Origin of the sequence: Rhizobium oryziradicis (assembly GCF_001939045.1) — a bacterium.
GTDB lineage: Bacteria > Pseudomonadota > Alphaproteobacteria > Rhizobiales > Rhizobiaceae > Allorhizobium > Allorhizobium oryziradicis.
Genome location: NZ_MKIM01000027.1, coordinates 821,130 through 842,143, shown reverse-complemented (window position 1 = coordinate 842,143; position 21,014 = coordinate 821,130). Strand labels below are relative to the sequence as shown.

The window sequence follows — 21,014 nt, the reverse complement described above, 5'->3', positions numbered from 1 at the left end:
CGATGAAATTTAACCCGGAGCTTGTGCCGGCGACCCTCATTCGCCGCTACAAACGTTTTCTTTTTGATGCGACGCTCGATAGCGGCGAGGAGATTACCGGCTTTTGCCCCAACACGGGCTCGATGCGCGGCCTCACCGCCCCCGGCTCTCGCATCTGGCTATCGATGCACGATAGCCCAAGCCGCAAATATCGCTATGGTTTTGAGCTGATTGAGGCTGAAAACACGCTGGTGGGCGTCAACACGGCCTTACCGAACAAACTGGCTGTTGAAGCCATTCAAGCCGGATTGGTGGGCGATCTCGCCGATTACACGGCCTTGCGCACCGAGCAGCGCTATGGCGAAAATTCGCGTATTGATCTGCTGCTCTCAGGCCCGGACCGGCAAGATTGCTATGTCGAGGTCAAGAATGTCCACTTCATCCGCACAAAAGGTCTGGCCGAGTTTCCCGATAGCGTCACCACACGCGGTGCCAAGCATCTGAATGAATTGAGCAAGCTGGTGCAAAGCGGTAAACGCGCCGTGATGCTTTACATCATTCAGCGCGATGATTGTGAGGCACTGGCAATTTGCGATGATCTGGATCCGGGTTATGGCCGCGCTTTTCAGGCGGCCATTGCGCAAGGGGTTGAGGCCTATGCGGTGAAATGTGCGATCAGCCCTTCTCATATTACACCGCACAAAGCTGTTGCCATCGATTTAAGCTACGACCAGCTTATGATATGAGATGAATTGCGGTACCGGCAATAGCGGCCAGCGCCACAATTGACAGGCTGCCTGTGGCCAGCACCCTGCCACCGGATGCCAGCACGCTGCGGACATTCACCTGAAGGCCAAGGGCTGCCATGGACAAGGTGGTGAGAAAGCCAGACACTTGCTGGGATGGGAGGAGCACAGCATGAGGCAGAAGATCAGCCGAGCGTGCCAGCAGCATTGCCAGAAAGCCAAGAATGAACCAGGGCGCAACGTGGGAGAGACGCACTTTGCCACCCTGCCCGCTCTGCATGCCCAGCAGCAACAGAACCGGCCCCAACATCATCACCCGCACCAGCTTGACCACCGTGCCCATTTGCAAACTCATGGTGCCAAAAGACGCCGTTGCCGCCAACACTTGCGGCACCGCATAAACCGTCATTCCAGCCAACATGCCGTATTGACGATCACTCAAGCCGGTTTGAAAGGCAATGAATGGCAGAGCCAACACCACGATGATGCCAAGCACGGCGGTAAAGGCAATGGATGAGGCCACATCATCGGAATCCGCGCCAATAACCGGAGCCGCCGCCATGATGGCCGAATTGCCACAGATGGAATTGCCGCAAGCCACCAGCAGCGCCAGCGGATGGGTTAACCCAAGCGCCCTGCCAATCAGATAACTGCAACTGATGGCGCAACAGACCACAACAACCACGGCAACAACCAATGGCAGCCCATTGCCTGCGATCTGGCTCAGACTGATCGATGCTCCCAGCAACACAATGGCCACTTCCAGCACGATTTTTGCGCAAAAATGAATGCCGTCATGCATTTTGGGCGAGAGCCTAAACAGACTGTTGATCAGTGTGCCCAAGAGAATGCACCAGACCAGCGCATCGACCAGCGTCTGCCCGGTCAACCGTTGAACGAGATAGGCGATGCCATATCCGCCAAGCGCAACACCGCCTGACAGGGCAATTCCGGGATAGAGTGAAACAAGACGGTGAAACGGGCGCATGGCAGAACCTCTTTGAATGGGTGCGCCCAATTTGCTCTCGCAATTCGTTTGATTCCATCGCATAATATGTCATAATTTATGCAATAAAATTGCACGTTTTTGATCATGACCCTCGAACAGCTGACCATTTTCATTGCCGTGGCCGAGCGGCAGCATATTACCCGTGCGGCCGAGGCCGTTGGGCTGACGCCATCGGCCGTCAGCTCTGCCATTCGCTTGCTGGAAACCAATCATGACGTGCTGTTGTTTGATCGGGTTGGCCGGGGCATAGAATTGACCCAGGCTGGCCGCCTTTTTCTGGATGAGGCCAAGGCCACCGTGGCACGCGCCAACAGTGCGGCCCTGATGCTGGCCGAACTTGGCGGTTTGAAACGTGGCAAGCTGAATGTACAGGCCAGCCAGACCGTGGCCAGCCATTGGCTTCCGCAGCAATTGATGCGCTTTCACGCTCTTTATCCGGACATCGAATTGGCACTGACCATTGGCAATTCCACCTCGGTGGCAGACGCGGTGATTTCCGGCGTTGCAGAACTGGGTTTTATTGAGGCCGATGTGTCTTCGGATAAACTGGCCCGCACACATGTTGCAGAAGACATCATGGTGATTGTTGCAGCCCCCGGCCATCCGCTTTTGACGCAGCATGAGGATTTGCCAGCCGCATTGCTGGCAACGACATGGATCATGCGCGAACACGGCTCTGGCACGCGCGCTTATTTTGAAGATGCCTTACGCACCTTTGGCATTGCATCCGACACGCTCAAAATTGCTTTGACACTGCCATCCAATGAATCAGTGCTATCGGCTGTTTTGCAAGGCCATTGTGCGGCAGCCCTTTCGCGCTCGACCGCAGCGCCGCTGATTGACAATGGCAAGCTGCAAGCGGCACCGATTCGCCTCGCCTCGCGTCATTTTTCAGCGCTTCGTCACCGCGAGCGTCGCTTGAGCGAAGTGGCACGACAATTTCTAAAATTGTCCGCGCAAAACGCCGGTTTCCGTTAAGAATTCATCACAATCTGCGGTTCACCATGGACGAACTCCCTTCGGCTGCGGTATGTAAGCGCTGAAATTGGAAGCGGGACACAGAGCAAATGGTGAATTATATCGAGGCCGCAACAGCGCCGCTGAAAAACACAGGTGCCATCCGCCTGTATGGCCCAGAGGCATTTGAGGGCATGCGCAAGGCTTGCAATGTCACCGCCCGCTGTCTGGATGCCTTGGCACCCATGGTCAAGCCGGGCGTGACCACCAATGAGATTGATCGCTTCGTGTTTGAATTCGGCATGGACAATCATGCCCTGCCCGCCACCTTGAATTATCGAGGCTACCGGCATTCGGTCTGCACCTCGATCAACCATGTTGTTTGCCACGGCATTCCCGATGACAAGCCTTTGCGCGAGGGCGATATCGTCAACATCGATGTGACCTATGTGGTTGATGGCTGGCATGGCGATTCCAGCCGCATGTATCCCGTGGGCGAAATCAAGCGCGCGGCTGAGCGCCTGCTGGAAGTGACGCATGAATGCCTGATGCGCGGCATTGCCGCCGTGCGGCCCGGTGCGCGTACGGGAGCCATTGGTGCGGCCATTCAGTCTTACGCCGAAGCCCAGCGTTGCTCGGTGGTGCGTGATTTTTGTGGCCATGGCGTTGGTCAGCTGTTTCACGATGTTCCCAATATTTTGCACTATGGCGAAGTTGATGAAGGCCCCGAAATCCGCGAAGGCATGATTTTCACCATTGAGCCCATGATCAATCTTGGCAAGCCGCATGTGAAAGTGCTGGCTGATGGCTGGACGGCTGTCACCCGCGACCGCTCCTTGACCGCGCAATACGAGCACGCCGTCGGCGTAACCGCCACAGGCTGCGAAATTTTCACGCTCTCGCCTGCCGGTCTCGATCGCCCAGGCCTTCCTCCATTGCAAGGCTAAGCAATGACCAAAACGCCACGGACCCCAGGCCTGAACGAGATGGACTCCGAGCAGTTCCAGAGCGATCCAGATGGCGTTTCTTTTAACTTCGAGGAGGACGAGCGCGGCTTTTTTGCCGAGCTTGCACAAACGCCAAAAGCGTCAAGAAAAGCCACCCGCGTCGATGCCAAACCTGTAGAGACCAAGGCCGTGGAACATTACCACGGCCATCGGGACCGCTTGCGGTTACGGTTTAAAGACAAGGGCGATGATGCTCTGGCCGATTATGAAGTGCTGGAGCTATTGCTGTTCCGCCTCATTCCAAGGCGCGATACCAAGCCGATTGCCAAAGCGCTGATTGATCGCTTTGGCTCGCTGGCTGGCGTGTTTGGCGCGCAACTGAGCCTTTTGCAAGAGGTCAAGGGCGTTGGCGAGGCTGTGGCGCTGGATCTCAAACTGATCTCGTCTGCGGCCCAACGGATGTTGAAAAGCGATATCAAGGGCAAGCCGGTGCTGTCATCCTGGTCGAGCGTCATTGACTATTGCCATGCGGCCATGGCCTATGAGACCACCGAGCAATTTCGCATTCTGTTTCTCGACAAGCGCAACGCCATGATTGCCGATGAGATACAAGGGCGCGGCACGGTGGACCACACACCCGTCTATCCACGCGAAGTGGTCAAGCGGGCCCTGGAGCTTTCGGCCACCGCCATCATTCTGGTCCACAACCATCCCAGCGGCGACCCGACACCATCGCGGGCCGATATCGAGATGACAAAAACCATCATTGATACAGCCAAACCCCTTGGCATCACCGTCCATGATCATGTGATCATAGGCAAACAAGGCCATGCCAGCCTGAAGGGCTTGCGGTTGATCTGACAGTTTCAGCCAAAAACAGTCACGATTTTGCCTTTAGAAATGCTGAAAAGAATGATTTATGCGGCTGCGCGATGCAGTTTGCAGCTTTTGAATAGGACAGACGATGAAGACCATTATACCAGCTCTGGTGATGACCACCGCCCTGCTGGTGGCAGCGCAGCCGGGATACGCCAGCTCCACCACCCCTCAAGGCGTCTGCGCAAAAGAGGGGGTGATTGCCCGTTGTGACACCGCCAAACCAGCACAACAGCCCATCAAGCACACCAAACACGTCAAACATCGGGGCAAAAACATAGACCCCATCACCACCTGCTCCATGGGCAAGAAAACGCCTTGCGTGCCGTTGAAAAAGTGAGGGATTTCCTCACTCTTTCATTTCAAAGGTTTTCACATTTCAAAAGCTTTCAGCCGCTCTGATAGGGTTGCGATCGTGTTGCAATCGACATTGGCAAAGGCGAGCCGCAGATAGCCATCCAGATCTGTTCCAAAAAAGCCGCCCGGAACAGTAAGAATACCTGCACGCTTTGCCAAAAACTCTGCCACCTCTGCGGAGCTCTTGCCAGCATAGGGATGCCGCGCGAAGGCAAAATACGCTCCCATGGACGCCAATTGCCAATTTGGCAGCGCGTTGAAGGCCTGCTGCATCGCCAGTGTGCGCCGGGCAATTTCTGCCGCATTGTCAGCCCGCCAACCATCCAGCACCGGCAGAGCCTTGGCCAAGGCGATCTGTGCAGCCCTTGGTGCGCAGATCTGCACGTTGTCCATCACCTTCACAATTTGGGTAATGGTCTCTTGCCCGGCAGTCACCGCAGCCAGACGATGTCCCGGAATGGCAAAGGATTTGGAAAAACTGTAGATCTGAATCAGGCCCTCGGGCCATCCGGGATTGGCAAACAAATCGTGCGGCCTGCCAAACGCAGGATCCAGAAAATCGCGATAGGTTTCATCGACAATCAGCCAGGCGTCATGGGCTTGGCACAGTGTGAAAATCTCTTGGAGCAGTGCCTTCGGATAGACCGCCCCGGTTGGATTGTTGGGTGTCACCAGCGCCAACACTTTCACACCCGATTGTAAGGCCGCAGTGACGGACGATAGTGAGGGCAAAAAGCCCTCATCCGCATCGCACTGCACAGGCACAACCTCGATTCCCAGCATGGAGAGTGTGGTTTCGTGATTGAAATAAAACGGATTTGTCAGCGCAACCTTATCGCCTTTGCCCGCCAAGGCCATCACCGTGCACACAAAGGCCTGATTGGCACCTGAGGTAATATGAATGTGCTCCGGTGCAAATGCCCGGCCATAAACCCCTTCCAGGTGATGGCAATAGGCTTGCCTGAGGGATAATTCGCCTTCAATGGCACCATACCCACAGGCATCAGGCGATCCGGCCGCCTCTGCCAGCCATCGCAAAAGATCACCATGGGGCGGGTGACCGGGTGCTGCCTGTGAAAGATCAATCAGGGAGCCGTGTGCCCCGTCATAGCTGCGGCCCCAAGCAAACACAGCAGGAATTGGCGGCAGAGAAAGACTTGCCACGCGCGGATTGAAAGAACAGGACATCAATGCACCGCCCAAGGTTTTACCCAACACCAGAATCGGGAATTTTTCGTCAAAGAATTTTTCTACTGCATAATTCCTGAAATCGGAATCGATTTCGGATGAACATTATGCAGCAGATGAAAAGTGTTACAGCACTGTCGGCGATATATCGAGAACAGTGTTGTCAAGTTGCGTTGAGAAGAGCGAAACCGAATTTTGCTGAAAGGCAAACTTAACCAGAAAATAAAAATAGGCAGATCTGTAAGGTCTTGCGTGATCCAATCCGGTATCAACGCTTTCCATGATGTTTATTTCGTAGTATAAAAGTGAATAATATTCATAAATAAAATATTTTTTGAATATCCTGTTTATAACGAAAACAATTATCTCAGGATTTTTACATCTCACACTATAACCTGAAATCCAAGGAAATAGATGTGCCTCATACCAATGATCAGTGATTGAGCGTCTCGATTGATTATTGGCATGAGGGGGATGAGGCAATGAATTTCAGGTTTGTAACCCGTAGAGCTGTGCTCAACGGCATGATGCAGAGCATTGTTGCCGTTACAATGGTCACCCGCGCGCAGGCCAACCCGGCGGCTCCCCGTCAGACATCATTGGCTCAAACATCATTGCCCCGGACATCGCTCAATATTGCCATGTCGCTTGAGCCGCCAGTGCTCGACCCCACCGCGTCCGCCCCGGTGTCTGTGGGCAAGGTCACATGGAAAAATATCTTCGAAGGATTGGTGACCATTGATCGCCACGGCAAGATACAGCCGCAATTGGCAACCGAATGGACCATTTCTCCCGACGGATTAATCTATACATTCCAGCTGCGTGAGGGCGTGGTCTTTCACAATGGAAGAGCGCTTGATGCCAGCGTGGCAAAATTTTCGCTCGATCGTGCGCGCGCACCGCACTCCATGAACCCGCAGCGGCAATTTTTTAAAGAAATCGACTGGGTCGAAACGAAAGGCCCGCTGACATTGATAATCCATCTGAAGCGCCGAAACAGCAGCTTGCTCTATTGGCTCGGTTGGCCTGCCAGTGTCATTGTTGCCCCCGATAGCGCTGAGACCAACGCGCTTACACCTATTGGAACCGGCCCGTTCCAGTTTTCCCAATGGAACAAGGGCAAGACACTCGAGCTGATTGCAAATGAGCAATACTGGAACCGTTCAGAAATTGCCCTGAAGACCGTGACGTTTCATTTTATCGACAATCCCATCCTCTTGGCCAATGCACTCAGATCTGGCGAGATCGATGCCGTTCCAGAGTTCAACACTCCCGATCCCGTAGCCCAATTGCAACGGGACGCCTCGTTGAAAGTGGTTATTGGTGTGACAGAGATGAAGGTGATTGCAGGCCTGAACAATGCCCGAAAACCCTTCAATGATTTGCGGGTGCGACAGGCGCTGATGATGGCCGTTGACCGCTCAACCATTATTGATGGCGGTTGGGACGGGCTTGGCACCGAAATTGGCAGCTATTACACGCCAAATGATCGTGCCTACCGCGATCTGACGGGGGTCTACCCTTACGATCCGGTCAAGTCCAAGGGACTTCTGGCCGCTGCGGGCTATCCAGACGGTTTCACCTTCACCGCAAAAATCCCGCAAATGCCTTACGCGGCACAGAGCGCGGAAATCCTGCAGGCCGCTTTTGCGGAGGTTGGCGTCACAATGAAAATCAGGACAGTTTTGTTTCCAGACGTTTGGACCCGCGAGGTGTTTGACGACGCGGACTACGACATGACCATTATGGCCCATGCCGAGCCGATGGATATCGGACTGTTTGCGCAGCAGAAAAATTACTTTAAATACTACAACCCCGCTTTTAACGCTCTGATCGACGCAATCGAGCAAACCACCGATGAGAAAGAGCAAGACAGGCTCTATGGCGAAGCGCAAACACTGCTGGCCACTGATTTGCCCGCGCTGTTTTTGTTCGCCCTCCCCAAAATTGGCGTATGGAACGCAAAACTGCAAGGCATGTGGGAAAACGAGCCCGTAGCCTCAATTGCCCTTTCTCACGTCCGCTTCGAGGATTGATCCGAAAATAAAATCACAGATTAACACTTATAATCAATATATTAATTCAAAATATTGAATCAGATTATACAGGCCTTGAATCATTTTATGAACCGCACATATCAGCGCATTCGCAATCACATGCCTGTGTCTTTAAAAAAATCTGAACCCGTTAAATTCTGGTCTTATGTGCGGCGCAATGTAAAATAACGATTCAGTTAGAATCCTCGGGTAAGATGACCGCCATCAGCCCCAAGCTGAAACAGCGCCAGACAGGATAAACTATGTACCAGTATGATCTCGTTGTCATCGGCAGCGGCCCCGCAGGCCGCAGAGCAGCCATTCAGGCCGCAAAGCTCTCGAAGTCAGTTCTGGTTATTGAGCGCGGAGGCCGGGTTGGCGGCGTTTCTGTGCATACAGGCACAATTCCTTCGAAAACACTTCGCGAGACGGCGCTCAACCTCACCGGCTGGCGCGAGCGCGGCTTTTATGGCCGCTCCTACCGGGTGAAGCAGGAAATCAGTGCAGCCGACCTTCGCCGCCGCCTGCTCATCACGCTTGATCATGAAGTGGATGTGCTTGAGCATCAGTTTTCGCGCAATCGCGTGCAGCAAATGCGTGGCACGGCGACTTTTATTGATGCCAACACCATTGAGATCAAAAAGGACGACGGCGAAATTGCCCGCGTCACTGCCGCCGCCATTCTGCTCGCTGTGGGCACACGGCCGCATCGGCCAGAGCATATTCCGTTTGATGGCGAAACCATTCTCGACAGCGATGATATCTTGAATATCAAGGACGTCCCGCGCTCTATGGTGGTGATCGGTGCCGGTGTTATTGGCATCGAATACGCCACAATTTTCAGCGCGCTAGATACCCAGGTGACGGTGGTTGAACCACGCGACAGCATGTTGGACTTTATCGACAAGGAAATTGTCGAGGATTTTACCTACCAGCTTCGCGATCGCAATATGAAGCTGATTTTTGGCCAATCTGCCGACAAGGTGGAAAAGGACGATGGTAAGTGTCGTGTCACGTTGAAAAGTGGCCGTGTGCTCAATGCTGAAATGGTGCTGTTTGCGGCGGGTCGTGTTGGCGCAACCGATACGCTCAATCTGGCAGCCTGCGGCCTGCAGGCTGATAGCCGTGGCCGCCTCAAGGTCAACCCGGAGACCTTCCAGACGACTGTACCCAACATCTACGCAGCCGGCGACGTGGTTGGCTTTCCAAGTCTTGCCTCGACCTCCATGGAACAGGGCCGCATTGCCGCCCGCCATGCTGTGGGCGCCCATTCCAGCGAGCCGCCGCAATATTTTCCCTATGGTATCTATGCCGTGCCGGAAATTTCCACCTGCGGCCTGACCGAAGAAGAAGTGCAGCAACGCAATATTCCTTACGAATGCGGCATTGCCCATTTTCGCGAAACCTCGCGCGGCCATATCATGGGGCTTGATAGCGGCATGCTGAAAATGATCTTCTCGCTCAAAACCCGCCGCCTGCTGGGTGTGCATATTGTTGGCGAAGGTGCCACCGAACTCGTGCATATAGGCCAAGCCGTTCTCAACCTCAAAGGCACCGTGGAATATTTTGTCGAAAACACCTTCAACTACCCGACCTTGGCGGAAGCCTATAAGATTGCGGGTCTGGATGCCTGGAACAGAATGGGCGAGCTGGTGAAAAAGGCTTGAATTTCCAATAGTGAATTTAGCCTCAATCTCGAAATTGACGCCATAATATCGAGTCTCGGAAAATGCCGGTTTACCGGGTCACTTTACGGGGCGGAAATATAAATTGGACAGAAGACGATAAGGCTGTTATAAAGCCTTATCGATAATTGTTTGTTTGATATTGTTGTTGCTGGCACTCTGTGCAACTCTGACGAAATTACCCTTCAAAAATCGAAGCGAATAAGGCCCCTGCATTGCACGGACCTTCCTATAATCTTGCTATTGAAAGGGTTCGTTATGACCACTGGCACAGTAAAATGGTTTAATTCCACAAAAGGCTTCGGCTTCATTCAGCCAGACGACGGTAGCGCAGACGTTTTCGTGCACATCTCCGCTGTAGAGCGCGCCGGTATGCGCGAGCTCATCGAAGGCCAAAAGATCGGCTTTGAGCTGGAACGCGACAACAAGTCGGGCAAGATGTCCGCAGGTCAGCTTAAGGCTGCCTAAAACAGTTTTTGTTGCCGGTGACCACGGATGTACTGGCATCAACGCGAAAAGAATGAATCATGAGGTCAGGCATCTTGCCTGACCTTTTTTTTGGCCTGACCTTTTTGGCAAATACAGCGCCTGCGTTTTGTCAAACGCCCATAAGACAGCGCAAAATTTCAAATTTGCAGCAAAACCGCTACTCAACACAGGAAACACCCATGACTGAGCACATCAGCAAGAACCGTGAACGCGCCGAAGCCGCTTTCAGCCTCACCCAGACCCAGCACCTATCGCGCAACCGCGTTGTTTCAGAAATCGACGCCGTGGCAACAGCGCGCAATGAAAAGACTGCGCGCCTGCGGGCTTTACGCCTTGAGCAAGATGCAATTGCTCTCGCTCAAGTCGCGGCCAAATCCGACAAAGGCTGATCAGCTGACCGACGTCTAAAATTAGGCGTCAGCTTGGATTTTCCAGACTGAACATTTCCGAATGTTCGTCATAGGCAAACAGCTCGGCATAGCGCGACCAGGAAACAACCGTTTTCATGGTTTCCGCCGCCTGATCTTCCTGCATGTAGTCTTCCAGCTCTGTTCGAAAGCGCATTGCTGGTGCCGTATGCGATGGCCGCTCGTCCAGCACGCGGCGAATAAGACCGACAATCGGCACATAGGCCACCAGATGCTCGGCAAAGAGCTTTTTGCGCGCATCCGTATCCATATGGGCAAAGCGCTTGCCAATATCGGTCAGCACCAGATCCCCCTCGCTCATCTGCGCAAACCGCAGCAGCTGCAGCGCCTCGCCGAGGTGGAATATTTCTTCTGTGCCCAGCTGCAACGCGCTTGCCAGAACCGGCAGATCCGCCTTGCCATTGTAATGCGGGCCAGCAACAGCCTCAATCAAACCTGAGAGCACGTTGGTGGAAACGTGCTCCAAAACCATGCCGACGCCTGTGCCATGAATACCATCCATTGCGGGTTGGCGTGGCTCGGCACGGTTGGTCATCTGCGCGTAAATGCTATCGACCAATTGGCGAAAGATGGGATCAAGCCGGTTGCGCGGATGCGGTAAATCGACCTTCAACTCCGACGCAACGCGACCGGGATTGGAAGAAAACACCAGAATGCGATCGCACATCAGCACCGCTTCTTCGATGTTATGGGTGACGATCAGCACGGATTTAATCGGCAGGCGACCTTCAATCCAAAGGTCGATCATGTCCGTCCGCAGGGTTTCGGCTGTGAGCACATCAAGCGCCGAGAATGGCTCATCCATCAACATCAGATCAGGATGCACCACAAGCGCCCGCGCAAAGCCAACGCGCTGGCGCATGCCGCCCGACAATTCCTTGGGGTAAGCATTTTCAAAGCCATCAAGGCCAATCAGGTCGATGGCTGCCAGAGCGCGTGAGCGGCGCTCCGTGCTATTCACCCCTTGTGCCTCAAGCCCCAGCTCCACATTTTGCAACACGGTGAGCCATGGAAACAGTGCAAAGGATTGGAACACCATGGCAATGCCATCAGGCGGTCCAACAATGTCCTTGCCGCAGCTCTGCGCCTTTCCTGACGAGGGCGGAATGAGACCGGCAATAATACGCAAAAGCGTTGACTTGCCGGAGCCGGAGCGACCCAGCAGACCAACAATTTCGCCTTCCTTGATGGTTAGATCAACATTTTCCAACACAACCACATCGGTCCCGCTGCCCTTGGGAAAAGAGCGGCTGACCTGATGGATACGAACGAGCGGAGCCTTGGTGGACAGATCAGACATGGGCGCGATCTTTCGAGATAAGAGTGTTCAAAACAGGGGAGATGATCGTGGCAAGCGCCTCGCCACGATCAATTGACATGATCAATTGACGCGCAGGCGACGCTCGCCAAGCTCATAGAGCGGACGCCAGAACAGGCGATTGAACAGTGTCACAAACGTGCACATCACGATGATGCCAAGCACCACGCGCGGAAAATCGCCTTGTGTGGTGGCATTGGCAATGTAAGAGCCAAGCCCCGGCGTGGAGAGCTGCGTGGTGCCCCAACTGGCCACCTCGGCAACGATACTGGCATTCCATGACCCGCCCGATGCGGTAATGCCGCCCGTGACATAATAGGGAAACACGCCGGGCAGCACGACCTTGAACCACCAGCGCCAACCCTTGATATGAAAGCTGCGCGCCGCCTCTTTCAAATCGCCCGGAAAGGCCGAGGCCCCAGCAATGACATTGAACAAAATATACCATTGCGTGCCAAGGATCATCAGCGGGCTGAGCCAGATATCGGCGTTCAACCCATAGCGTACAATCACCACAACAAAGACCGGAAAGGCCAAATTGGCCGGGAAAGCCGCCAGAAACTGCGCCAAGGGCTGCACCCTTTCAGCCAGCTTTGGCCGCAGGCCAATCCACACACCAATTGGCACCCAGACCAGGGTGGCCAGAACAATCAGCACAATCACCCGCAACAGCGTGATAAAGCCATCGACAACAGCAATCCCCACCTCGCTCCAGCCGATCGTGCCACGCAGATAATTATAGCTGAGATAACCGGCAAAGATCGCGCCGATGAAAATCAACGTCACCCAAAGGCGGTCAAGCATCACCGATGGTTTGGCTTGAGCACTGGAAGGTTTGAACACCACAAATGAGGGAAACCGCAGATTCCAGATCACATGGCTGAGCCAGCCAATCGGCGCTGTCAGCACACGAATAATCCGCGCGCGGCGCAAAAGATCCAGCATCCAGGATTTTGGACCGGGGCCGGATGATGTTGTTTCAAACCGAAATTTATCGGCCCAGGCCACGAGCGGGCGAAACAGAAACTGGTCATAGATGATAATCACGGCCAGCATGGCCGCAATGGCATAGCCAATGGCCCAAATATCCTGTTGCTTGATGGCCAGCGCCACGTAGGAGCCAACGCCGGGCAACGTCACCGTGGTATCACCCACGGTGATTGCTTCAGAAGCAACCACGAAAAACCAGCCGCCCGACATGGACATCATCGCATTCCACACCAATCCCGGCATGGCAAACGGCACATCAAGCCGCCAAAACCGCTGCCAGCCGCTGAGATGAAAACTGCTCGAAACCTCTTCCAGATCGCGTGGCTGACTGCGCATGGATTGATACATGCTGAATGTCATGTTCCAGGCCTGACTGGTGAAAATTGCAAACACCGAAGCCAGCTCCGCGCCCAACACCCGTCCGGGAAAGAGATTGAGAAAGAATGTGACGGTGAATGTCAGAAAGCCCAGAATGGGGACCGACTGCAAGATATCCAAAATGGGAATCATCACCATTTCAGCCCGCCTGCTTCGGGCGGCAACGGTGGCAAAGAGGAAGGTAAAAATCAGCGAAAACACAATGGCTGCCAACATGCGAAGCATGGTGCGCACGGCATAAATCGGCAAATTTGCCGGATCAAGCGACAGCGGCGCAATATCCAGCGCCGTCAATGGTTCTGTTGCAACATCAGCACCATAGGCAATAAGAACGATGACGCCAACCACCAGCAGCAGCGCCATCACGTTCCAAAGGCTAAGAAGCAGGGATTGGCGAACCGCGAGCGGTGCATGTTTATGAGATGCCATGGTTGAGCCCTTCGGCACAGAGAAGGAAAGATACGTCTTGAGGCCAGGAAGGAGGGTCCAGCTTTCCTGATCACAAAAGACGGCTTAACGGCAATAACGTGACAGCATCATGACGGGTTTTACCTAACCATTCGGAAAAAACTGGATTTTTTCCACTACACGACGAAGTGATAACAAAATTTCATAAAGAACAACTGCTGGTCAACCACACCCCCAAGGGGGATATTGACAGGCGCAAATGAAACCAAGTATCTCTCCCATCGGTAATGGATTCTGCCTGGCATCAAGCCGAACCGCTTCCTTGAAGAAGCTGATGACTCCTACTCAACGCCAACACGCGAAGGAGTAGAAGCTTGTCTAGAATCCTGATTTTTCTTCCCCTACAATCCATAAAGTCCGTTTGGAGCGCATACCTATGAAGGCGTTATCAATCTTTATCATCCCACGCCTTCATCAATTGCGCAGCCTGACAAAATGGATTGCCATTCTCGTGCCCATGGCCATTCTTGTCGGCTCGCTGGTCGCTGCTTTTCTCTGGGGACTGGACCAAGCCACAAGAGCGCGATTTGAATTTCCATGGCTGATCTACGCCATGCCTATGGCAGGCTTTGCCATGGTTTTCGCCTATCAAAAATTTGGAACAACCGTTGAAGCCGGTAACAATCTGATTATCGACCAGATTCATCAGCCCGGCGGCGGCGTGCCTTTGCGCATGGCCCCGTTCATTCTGGTGACAACGGTGTTAACCCACCTTGTCGGTGGCTCGGCTGGCCGAGAAGGAACTGCGGTGCAAGTGGGCGGCAGTCTGGCCAGTGCCTTTGCTCGGCTCTTCCGGCTAACGCCAGACGATACCCGCATTGTGCTGATGGCGGGGATTGCTGCGGGCTTTGGGGCCGTGTTCGGCACACCCATTGCCGGAGCCGTGTTTGCGCTGGAGGTGCTAACCATTGGCCGCATGCAATATGACGCGCTTTTGCCGTCGCTGTTTGCCGCCCTTGTGGCCGATTGGACCTGTCATGCCTGGGGCATTGGCCACACGCATTATGCCATCACCTTTGGCAGTTTGAGCACACCCGAAACCTTTAACCTGGATGCGCTTTTGCTGCTCAAGACGGCCATTGCAGGCATCGCCTTTGGCTTGGCTGCGCAGCTTTTTGCCCGTTCCGCGCATTTTGCATCATCGCTCTATAAACGCCTCCTGCCCTTTGCGCCGCTGCGGCCCGTGCTGGCCAGCCTCATTTTGCTGGCTCTTGTCTATCTCTTAGGCACACGCAGCTATCTGGGCCTTGGCGTTTGGTCGCCCAACCCCCATGACATCACCATCTCCACCTTCTTTCACCCCGATGTCATCGATTATTGGAGCTGGGCATGGAAGCTGATTTTCACGGTGATCACCCTCAGCGCGGGCTTCAAGGGCGGTGAAGTCACACCGTTGTTTTTCATCGGCGCAGGCCTTGGCAGCGCGGTCGCGGGCGTGCTGGGTGCACCGCCAGACCTGTTCGCCGGACTCGGTTTTGTTGCTGTTTTTGCCGGTGCCACCAACACGCCACTGGCCTGCCTGATCATGGGCATTGAGCTGTTTGGAGCCACACACTCCGCCTATCTCGCCGTAGCCTGCTTTGTGGCCTATCTATGCAGTGGCCATATGGGCATTTACAAAGCGCAGAAATTGGGTGTAGCGAAGCTGGTTTTGAACACAAAAGCGCAAACGCCAGCGTCCAAATCCTGACGGTCATCAGCCAGACCGTGCCGTGACAAGAGGGCAAGAGCTCGGGCCTACCAATCGGCCGAACTCTTGCCCCGAACCAAGCACTTGCCGGCTTTTGGAGCTACAGCTTTGGTCCGAAAACTGGCAACCGGTTTTCGGATAAATTCGATGCGAAAACAAAAATAAAGAGCTACAGCGAACCGGTTCCGATTTTTGGCAACAGTGTCGTAGACAAACAAAAAGGCCGCCCAATGGACGGCCTTTTCGGTTTTATCTGTAGGACAGATTATTCAGCGTCGCCTTCAGCAGCAGCCTTCTTCTTAGGGGCAGCCTTCTTCTTCGGAGCGGCTTCTTCGCCTTCAGCAGTGGCCTTCTTTGCCTTCTTCTTGGCAGGCTTTGCGTCATCGCCGTCTTCGTCTTCAGCCAGCAGCTCTTCCTTCGTCACGGTCTTGTCCGTCACGTTCACTTCAGCGATCAGCTTGTCCATGACCTTTTCTTCAAAGATCGGAGCGCGCAGCGATGCAGAAGCGCCGGGGGTGTTGCGGAAGAAGTCGATGATCTGCTTTTCCTGACCTGGGAACTGCTGCAACTGAGCGTAAAGTGCGCGCTGCATTTCTTCTTCGGTCACTTCGATAGCGGCCTTTTCGCCGATCTCGGACAGAACGAGGCCGAGACGAACGCGGCGTTCAGCCAGCGTGCGATATTCTTCGCGAGCGGCTTCTTCCGTTGTGTCTTCGTCTTCAAAGGTCTTGCCGGACTGAGCGAGATCGGTGTTGATCTGACGCCAGATGTTTTCAAACTCGGCTTCAACCAGACGCGAAGGTGCTTCGAACTTGTACATCTCGTCGAGCTGATCAAGAATCTGACGCTTCACCTTCTGGCGTGTCACGTTGCCATACTGGCTTTCGATCTGGCCGCGAACGATTTCCTTCAGCTTGTCAACCGATTCCAGACCAAGCTTGGTGGCCAGTTCATCGTTGATTTCCTGGGCTGCAGGTGCTGCAACTTCCTTGACAGTGATGTCGAAGGTTGCGTCCTTGCCAGCCAGGTTTGCAGCTGGATATTCGGTTGGGAACGTGACGTTGATCACCTTCTCGTCGCCAGCCTTCAAGCCCTTGAGCTGCTCTTCAAAGCCAGGGATGAAGCGGTTAGAGCCAATCACCAGCTCTGCATCTTCGTCCTTGCCGCCGTCGAAAGCAACGCCGTCAACCTTGCCGAGGTAGTCCATGGTGACGCGGTCGCCGTCTTCAGCAACACCGTCCTTGGCTGCAAAAGAGCGGGCGCTCTCAGCAATCTTCAGGATCTGCTCGTTGACTTCGTCTTCCGACACTTCAACAACTTCACGCTCAACCTTGATGCCATCCACTGGCTTCAATTCGATTGCGGGAATAACTTCATAGGACAGCGTGAATTCGAAATCGGCTTCAGCGTTCAGGATCTTTTCAGCCTGAGCTTCGTCTTCCGTCATCGCCACTTCAGGCTGGGTCGCAGACTTTTCGCCACGCTCGGACAGAATGGTCGAAGGACGCTCACGAACGATTTCGTTGACCAGTTCAGCCATAACAGACTTGCCGTACATCTTCTTCAGATGACCAGCAGGCACCTTGCCCGGACGGAAACCATTGATCTTAACCTTGTCCTTCACGTCGGCAAGGCGCTCATTCATCTGAGCTTCCATGTCAGCGGCCGGAATGATGATCTTCAGTTCGCGCTTCAGCCCTTCAGCGAGCGTTTCGATAACCTGCATGTTGTAACCTTCGTGTCGCGGCGACCGTGCACGGCCCCCGTTGGTTTCTTGGTCGCCCTCCTCGGACAACCTTGGTTTCATGACGACCGTGATCGATCGGTCGGTGACTTTTCTGAGCGCGACGTCGGACTTTTCCCGGACGCGGCCTCTTGGCAAATCTTAAGCATTCTGCCCCTCGAATATCTTTCCAGGCAAAATGGCGCTAACAGGTGAAGGGCCGGAATGATACCATTCCCGCCCCATAGCCCTCTTGCGTTACATTCTGGTGCGGGTAGAGAGACTTGAACTCCCACGCCTTGCGGCACCAGAACCTAAATCTGGCGTGTCTACCAATTTCACCATACCCGCGATCCATCAGAACTTCATGCGACATTTGCATGAAACCGCCGGAGCGCGGGTCTCTATAGCACCCGTTTTTCGCCACGCAAAGGAAAAATGACACGTGATGCAGATTTCCTCCCCCTTAAACACGCAGGACAGCCAAAACAAACGTAAATTCAATCCATTACAATCAAACTGAAATGTGAAAAAATGCGGGAAAATCAAAAATCAGGCTGCGCATAAACTGGTTGGTCACCAATAAAAAGCTGCTTCAACTGCGCTTTTCCACCCGACGAGACCCGCACAGTCACACTGACAGCACCTCTGTTGCGGGCGTCCTCGATCTCTTTTCCCTCACCCTCCGGCACATAAAAGCGCTCAATACCATATTGCACCACAAAGCTGGCGTCCTTGCCAAAGGAGGGATCATAGACAACCGGCTCCGTCACCAGAACAACACTATCGGGCTTCGGAGGCAGTTTTGCGATTGAGACCTCCTGCAGCACAGCAAAGCCATCTGCACCGGGTGCGACACGCACATGAAAACGCACCTCCTGCCGGTGCGCTGGTCGCTCACCAACAATCTGGTCATTGTACAAGCGGGAAATTGCGTAATTGAGCACAACATAATCGCCGCGCAAAAGATCACGAGGATCAACCGCTTCTGTTTTGAGCTTAATTTCAACACCAGTGCGCAGGATATAAGTTCGTTCACCGATCTGATAGCCGATCACCGCAGTTTGAAAGCACGCCAGCAAAATCGCAGCGGAGATCAATCGAAACACATGATTACGAAGCATCGACGCCCTCCTTCTTCAAACCGCGTTTTTTGGACAACAACTTCTCCAGACGGCTTACACCAAAGGCCAGCAGCGCCAAAAGCAGACCGCTGATCAGGAAAAAACTGGACGTGTCCAGCAGGGAATCAATCGTCTGAAATGAGAGATACAACGTCTCGCCTGCGAAAATCATATAAGCGATTGCCCGCACCATGCCATCATCCCGCCCCTTCATCACAAGAGCAGCGACAGATATGGCCAATGAGGCGACGGAAACGACGGCCAGCGGCAAACCTCTGCTGTATTCTATATTGATCAGCGCCAAGCCAATCGCGCTCAGGGCCAGCGCGTAGGTCGCAACAAGACGCGCCACATGGCTATCATAAAGCCTTGTCAGTGAGAGAACGGCAAACAGGCCAAAGCCGCCAGCCACAAAAGCAATGGCAATCCGCACATCTGTCGTTTGCGCATAGAGCCAGATCAGCCAACCCAGCATCAAGAAGCCAGCAACGTGGCGAACCCGCACATTTCCCGCCCAAAAGGACAGGAGAACAATAATGCAGCTCAACGCTGGCGGCAAAAGCACGGTCTGGGTCGTCCAATCGAAATTATACCGATCAAACGCGACCCAAAGCGTTGACACACACAAAGCGGCGACAAAGCCCAGCATAATGCCTGAGCGAAAAAAAACGCACGACAGCACGGCCGCAGCCAGCCAGATATAAAACAAATCAAGCTCATCGCCGGAGAGATGGTAAAGCTGCCCCACCAGCGCCATGCCGCCGCCAAAGCTTGCAGCCCCCAACACCAGCAATCCCTGCCCCAAGACCGTTCGCCCAAAGGCAATCAACATCGCACCGCCACAATGAAAGCCCCAGATCAGGGCAATGACCACCGACACCTTCATGAGCCGTGGGATCGCTTGCCAATTGGCCGCAATGACGAGCAGGATCGACGCCGAGAGCAAAACGGCGGACAGCACCAACAGAACAGAGCCAACACTGAAACTTGACGCCTGCGCATCATGATCAGCCAGCATGGCCTGCGCATCGCGCTCGTTGACAAGCCCCATGGCTGTCCACCGCATCAGATCCCTCTTTAACTTTGCGCGATACATGCCATCTCCTGATTGCTCCCCCGCCCATTGATTACTGCATAATGTCTAAAACTGGAATCGATTTCAGAAATTATGCAGCAGATTAAAAGTGTTACAGCCTCCAGCGAGAAAGACCCTTCGCAATTCCATGAACGCCATGGGCGGGCAAAATACGCCATGCGTGAAATGCATATCTTCCATGAAAATATCGCACTGCACAAAACCATAAATTCTGATAGGAATACTGCAACAGCAAACGACAGGCAGACAAGCCGAATGTGCGCTAACGGCGGTATCCGCCAAAAAGTTTCGACGCAGCGTCCTCCTCCTCCCGATGCGCGTCGATCAGACTGACAAGCTCCTCCCAATTGTCAGTCACCTCAAATGACGCCCGCCGGACCTCCTCCCCCGGTGGGCGTTATTGATTCCAGCGCCCGGAGATAGGCCCAAACCTTCCGTTATGCACCCTAATGCTTCGCGCAGGCATTTCTAACCTTTGTTAAGGATTTGAACCCCTTCTCCCAGCATAACAATCGGCATTTTCGCACATTTGCTCTTCACGCATGCCCCAGATCACCTTTGATCCATGATTTTGCCCTCAAAATAGCCAGATCATTAAAAATCTTAAACATGCCATGCATATAGAGCATAGGTGCCTCGCGACATTGGCTCTTCATAAGTTATGCTGCAGAGCATATATTCAACTCATCAAATGAGGGCTGGCGGATGTGCCAGCAAACACGCTGAAACGAGGCATACCATGAACCTGACCCGCACACTCACCAACTGGCGCAAATATCGTCAGACCGTATCTGAACTTGGCCGCATGTCGGACCGCGAATTGCACGACCTCGGCATTGGCCGCAGCGAAATCCGCAGCGTTGCCCGCCACGCCGTCAACGAGCGCTAACACCCGATAGATCGGCTCGCAGCGAAGCACCTGTTAAGGTGCACAAAGATTTGCTGCAGCGGTCCATTGGTTGCATATTTGAAAGCCTCCCTTCGGGGAGGCTTTTTTCGTTTCAGTGCACGCCAGATCCTCGCTTCGTAGCGCTCCCACCATATATATCCCAAAAACTCAGACAGACCCTATATTTAGCATCCAAAGCCGCCCTGCCCGTTCTGCAGGCATGCCTGCTCAAATAGCCATCATGGCCTAAATATGCAGCAACCACCTGCACAAATGCATGGCAGTCGCCTAAATATTGCACTGTCACAAAACAATCCTCAGGCGTATAAAGGCTCCAACAGCTGAAGCGGAACAGACCGCAAGATCAGCAAACGAGTTACCAAGAGGAAAAGATCATGAACCCGATCCGCATTGCAAAGAACTGGATGAGCTACCGCCGCACGATTTCTGAACTGGGCAACCTGTCCAACCAGACATTGTCTGACATCGGCATCAGCCGTTACGAAATCCGCAATATTGCAAATCGCTCTTTCCGTTAATCGGAACAGACTGATTTGTATGTCTTAACGGCACCACGTGGTGCCGTTTTTGATTCTAAGGCCTGTTTAAAAGGTGCGATAGAATCTTTTGAACCCGTGCAA

General features: G+C 53.7%; 19 protein-coding genes, 1 tRNA gene and 1 riboswitch. Of the genes, 12 read left to right on the top strand and 8 right to left on the bottom strand.

What is annotated here, in order from left to right; genetic code table 11:
• Positions 1-2 precede the first annotated feature (2 nt).
• The gene (gene sfsA / locus BJF95_RS15060; protein ID WP_075640217.1) at positions 3-725 is read left to right on the top strand and encodes a DNA/RNA nuclease SfsA; all 723 of its coding nucleotides are present in this window, start codon (positions 3-5) and stop codon (positions 723-725) included.
• Here sfsA and BJF95_RS15055 read toward each other — a convergent pair.
• On the bottom strand, positions 715-1,713 hold the full coding sequence (locus BJF95_RS15055) for a YeiH family protein (RefSeq protein ID WP_075640216.1): 999 nt from the start codon (positions 1,711-1,713) through the stop codon (positions 715-717). The genes sfsA and BJF95_RS15055 overlap by 11 nt on opposite strands.
• A 105-nt stretch (positions 1,714-1,818) precedes the next feature.
• On the opposite strand from BJF95_RS15055, the gene BJF95_RS15050 reads away from it, so the two are divergent.
• From BJF95_RS15050 to BJF95_RS15035, 4 genes are all read left to right on the top strand, one after another.
• Positions 1,819-2,712: a LysR substrate-binding domain-containing protein gene (locus BJF95_RS15050; RefSeq protein WP_075640215.1), complete on the top strand. Its 894-nt coding sequence runs from the start codon at positions 1,819-1,821 to the stop codon at positions 2,710-2,712.
• 89 nt (positions 2,713-2,801) lie between these two features.
• Positions 2,802-3,638, top strand: coding sequence for a type I methionyl aminopeptidase (map, locus tag BJF95_RS15045; RefSeq protein ID WP_075640214.1), 837 nt, complete (start codon positions 2,802-2,804; stop codon positions 3,636-3,638).
• Positions 3,639-3,677: 39 nt separating this feature from the next.
• Positions 3,678-4,499 (top strand): RadC family protein, encoded by an 822-nt coding sequence (gene radC / locus BJF95_RS15040; protein ID WP_175577270.1) that lies wholly within the window; start codon positions 3,678-3,680, stop codon positions 4,497-4,499.
• 103 nt (positions 4,500-4,602) lie between these two features.
• A complete protein-coding gene (locus BJF95_RS15035; RefSeq protein WP_139317515.1) occupies positions 4,603-4,854 on the top strand; it encodes a hypothetical protein in 252 nt (83 codons plus the stop codon).
• Between the two features lie 32 nt (positions 4,855-4,886).
• On the opposite strand, the gene BJF95_RS15030 is transcribed toward BJF95_RS15035, so the two are convergent.
• Positions 4,887-6,062, bottom strand: coding sequence for an aminotransferase (locus BJF95_RS15030; protein ID WP_425348699.1), 1,176 nt, complete (start codon positions 6,060-6,062; stop codon positions 4,887-4,889).
• Between the two features lie 479 nt (positions 6,063-6,541).
• Between BJF95_RS15030 and BJF95_RS15025 the strand changes: the two genes are divergently transcribed.
• The 4 genes from BJF95_RS15025 (at position 6,542) to BJF95_RS15010 (ending at position 10,658) form a co-directional block, all read left to right on the top strand.
• Complete coding sequence (locus BJF95_RS15025; protein WP_139317514.1) at positions 6,542-8,095, top strand: ABC transporter substrate-binding protein; 1,554 nt, start codon at positions 6,542-6,544, stop codon at positions 8,093-8,095.
• 263 nt (positions 8,096-8,358) lie between these two features.
• Positions 8,359-9,762, top strand: a complete 1,404-nt coding sequence (gene sthA / locus BJF95_RS15020) for a Si-specific NAD(P)(+) transhydrogenase (RefSeq protein WP_075640211.1) — start codon at positions 8,359-8,361, stop codon at positions 9,760-9,762.
• Positions 9,763-10,038: 276 nt separating this feature from the next.
• Positions 10,039-10,248: a cold-shock protein gene (locus BJF95_RS15015; RefSeq protein ID WP_075640210.1), complete on the top strand. Its 210-nt coding sequence runs from the start codon at positions 10,039-10,041 to the stop codon at positions 10,246-10,248.
• Positions 10,249-10,448: 200 nt separating this feature from the next.
• Positions 10,449-10,658: a hypothetical protein gene (locus BJF95_RS15010; RefSeq protein ID WP_075640377.1), complete on the top strand. Its 210-nt coding sequence runs from the start codon at positions 10,449-10,451 to the stop codon at positions 10,656-10,658.
• A gap of 28 nt (positions 10,659-10,686) precedes the next feature.
• Here BJF95_RS15010 and BJF95_RS15005 read toward each other — a convergent pair whose 3' ends face one another.
• Together BJF95_RS15005 and BJF95_RS15000 are read right to left on the bottom strand one after the other, a co-directional pair.
• Entirely contained in the window at positions 10,687-11,997 is a 1,311-nt protein-coding gene (locus BJF95_RS15005) for an ABC transporter ATP-binding protein (protein WP_075640209.1), read from the bottom strand.
• Between the two features lie 81 nt (positions 11,998-12,078).
• Positions 12,079-13,812, bottom strand: coding sequence for an ABC transporter permease (locus BJF95_RS15000; RefSeq protein WP_075640208.1), 1,734 nt, complete (start codon positions 13,810-13,812; stop codon positions 12,079-12,081).
• Positions 13,813-14,065: 253 nt separating this feature from the next.
• A riboswitch (Fluoride riboswitch) is annotated at positions 14,066-14,142 on the top strand.
• An 85-nt stretch (positions 14,143-14,227) separates the two neighbouring features.
• Here BJF95_RS15000 and BJF95_RS14995 point away from each other — a divergent pair.
• Positions 14,228-15,541 carry a voltage-gated chloride channel family protein gene (locus BJF95_RS14995; RefSeq protein WP_075640207.1) on the top strand — a complete coding sequence of 438 codons (1,314 nt, stop codon included), beginning with the start codon at positions 14,228-14,230 and terminating at the stop codon, positions 15,539-15,541.
• Positions 15,542-15,806: 265 nt separating this feature from the next.
• On the opposite strand, the gene tig is transcribed toward BJF95_RS14995, so the two are convergent.
• The 4 genes from tig to BJF95_RS14975 form a co-directional block, all read right to left on the bottom strand.
• Positions 15,807-17,267: a trigger factor gene (gene tig / locus BJF95_RS14990; RefSeq protein WP_075640376.1), complete on the bottom strand. Its 1,461-nt coding sequence runs from the start codon at positions 17,265-17,267 to the stop codon at positions 15,807-15,809.
• Between the two features lie 263 nt (positions 17,268-17,530).
• Positions 17,531-17,615, bottom strand: a tRNA-Leu gene (locus BJF95_RS14985).
• 194 nt (positions 17,616-17,809) lie between these two features.
• Entirely contained in the window at positions 17,810-18,388 is a 579-nt protein-coding gene (locus BJF95_RS14980; RefSeq protein ID WP_075640206.1) for a GDYXXLXY domain-containing protein, read from the bottom strand.
• Positions 18,378-19,454 carry a DUF2157 domain-containing protein gene (locus BJF95_RS14975; RefSeq protein ID WP_175577262.1) on the bottom strand — a complete coding sequence of 359 codons (1,077 nt, stop codon included), beginning with the start codon at positions 19,452-19,454 and terminating at the stop codon, positions 18,378-18,380. Before BJF95_RS14975 ends, BJF95_RS14980 begins: the two co-directional genes overlap by 11 nt.
• 769 nt (positions 19,455-20,223) lie before the next feature.
• Between BJF95_RS14975 and BJF95_RS14970 the strand changes: the two genes are divergently transcribed.
• Together BJF95_RS14970 and BJF95_RS14965 are read left to right on the top strand one after the other, a co-directional pair.
• Positions 20,224-20,373: a DUF1127 domain-containing protein gene (locus tag BJF95_RS14970; protein WP_075640204.1), complete on the top strand. Its 150-nt coding sequence runs from the start codon at positions 20,224-20,226 to the stop codon at positions 20,371-20,373.
• 395 nt (positions 20,374-20,768) lie between these two features.
• Complete coding sequence (locus BJF95_RS14965; RefSeq protein ID WP_075640203.1) at positions 20,769-20,912, top strand: DUF1127 domain-containing protein; 144 nt, start codon at positions 20,769-20,771, stop codon at positions 20,910-20,912.
• The last annotated feature ends 102 nt before the right edge of the window (positions 20,913-21,014 follow it).

Excerpts from the sequence above, each read along its gene's own strand:
- radC (WP_175577270.1), top strand. The coding sequence starts at position 3,678 with ATGGACTCCGAGCAGTTCCAGAGCGATCCAGATGGCGTTTCTTTTAAC.
- BJF95_RS14975 (WP_175577262.1), bottom strand. The coding sequence starts at position 19,454 with ATGCGGTGGACAGCCATGGGGCTTGTCAACGAGCGCGATGCGCAGGCC.
- BJF95_RS15025 (WP_139317514.1), top strand. The coding sequence starts at position 6,542 with ATGAATTTCAGGTTTGTAACCCGTAGAGCTGTGCTCAACGGCATGATG.
- BJF95_RS14995 (WP_075640207.1), top strand. The coding sequence starts at position 14,228 with ATGAAGGCGTTATCAATCTTTATCATCCCACGCCTTCATCAATTGCGC.
- sfsA (WP_075640217.1), top strand. The coding sequence starts at position 3 with ATGAAATTTAACCCGGAGCTTGTGCCGGCGACCCTCATTCGCCGCTAC.
- BJF95_RS14980 (WP_075640206.1), bottom strand. The coding sequence starts at position 18,388 with ATGCTTCGTAATCATGTGTTTCGATTGATCTCCGCTGCGATTTTGCTG.
- BJF95_RS15050 (WP_075640215.1), top strand. The coding sequence starts at position 1,819 with ATGACCCTCGAACAGCTGACCATTTTCATTGCCGTGGCCGAGCGGCAG.
- sthA (WP_075640211.1), top strand. The coding sequence starts at position 8,359 with ATGTACCAGTATGATCTCGTTGTCATCGGCAGCGGCCCCGCAGGCCGC.
- BJF95_RS15005 (WP_075640209.1), bottom strand. The coding sequence starts at position 11,997 with ATGTCTGATCTGTCCACCAAGGCTCCGCTCGTTCGTATCCATCAGGTC.
- BJF95_RS15000 (WP_075640208.1), bottom strand. The coding sequence starts at position 13,812 with ATGGCATCTCATAAACATGCACCGCTCGCGGTTCGCCAATCCCTGCTT.
- BJF95_RS15055 (WP_075640216.1), bottom strand. The coding sequence starts at position 1,713 with ATGCGCCCGTTTCACCGTCTTGTTTCACTCTATCCCGGAATTGCCCTG.
- BJF95_RS15035 (WP_139317515.1), top strand. The coding sequence starts at position 4,603 with ATGAAGACCATTATACCAGCTCTGGTGATGACCACCGCCCTGCTGGTG.
- BJF95_RS15010 (WP_075640377.1), top strand. The coding sequence starts at position 10,449 with ATGACTGAGCACATCAGCAAGAACCGTGAACGCGCCGAAGCCGCTTTC.
- BJF95_RS15015 (WP_075640210.1), top strand. The coding sequence starts at position 10,039 with ATGACCACTGGCACAGTAAAATGGTTTAATTCCACAAAAGGCTTCGGC.
- tig (WP_075640376.1), bottom strand. The coding sequence starts at position 17,267 with ATGCAGGTTATCGAAACGCTCGCTGAAGGGCTGAAGCGCGAACTGAAG.
- BJF95_RS14965 (WP_075640203.1), top strand. The coding sequence starts at position 20,769 with ATGAACCCGATCCGCATTGCAAAGAACTGGATGAGCTACCGCCGCACG.
- map (WP_075640214.1), top strand. The coding sequence starts at position 2,802 with ATGGTGAATTATATCGAGGCCGCAACAGCGCCGCTGAAAAACACAGGT.
- BJF95_RS14970 (WP_075640204.1), top strand. The coding sequence starts at position 20,224 with ATGAACCTGACCCGCACACTCACCAACTGGCGCAAATATCGTCAGACC.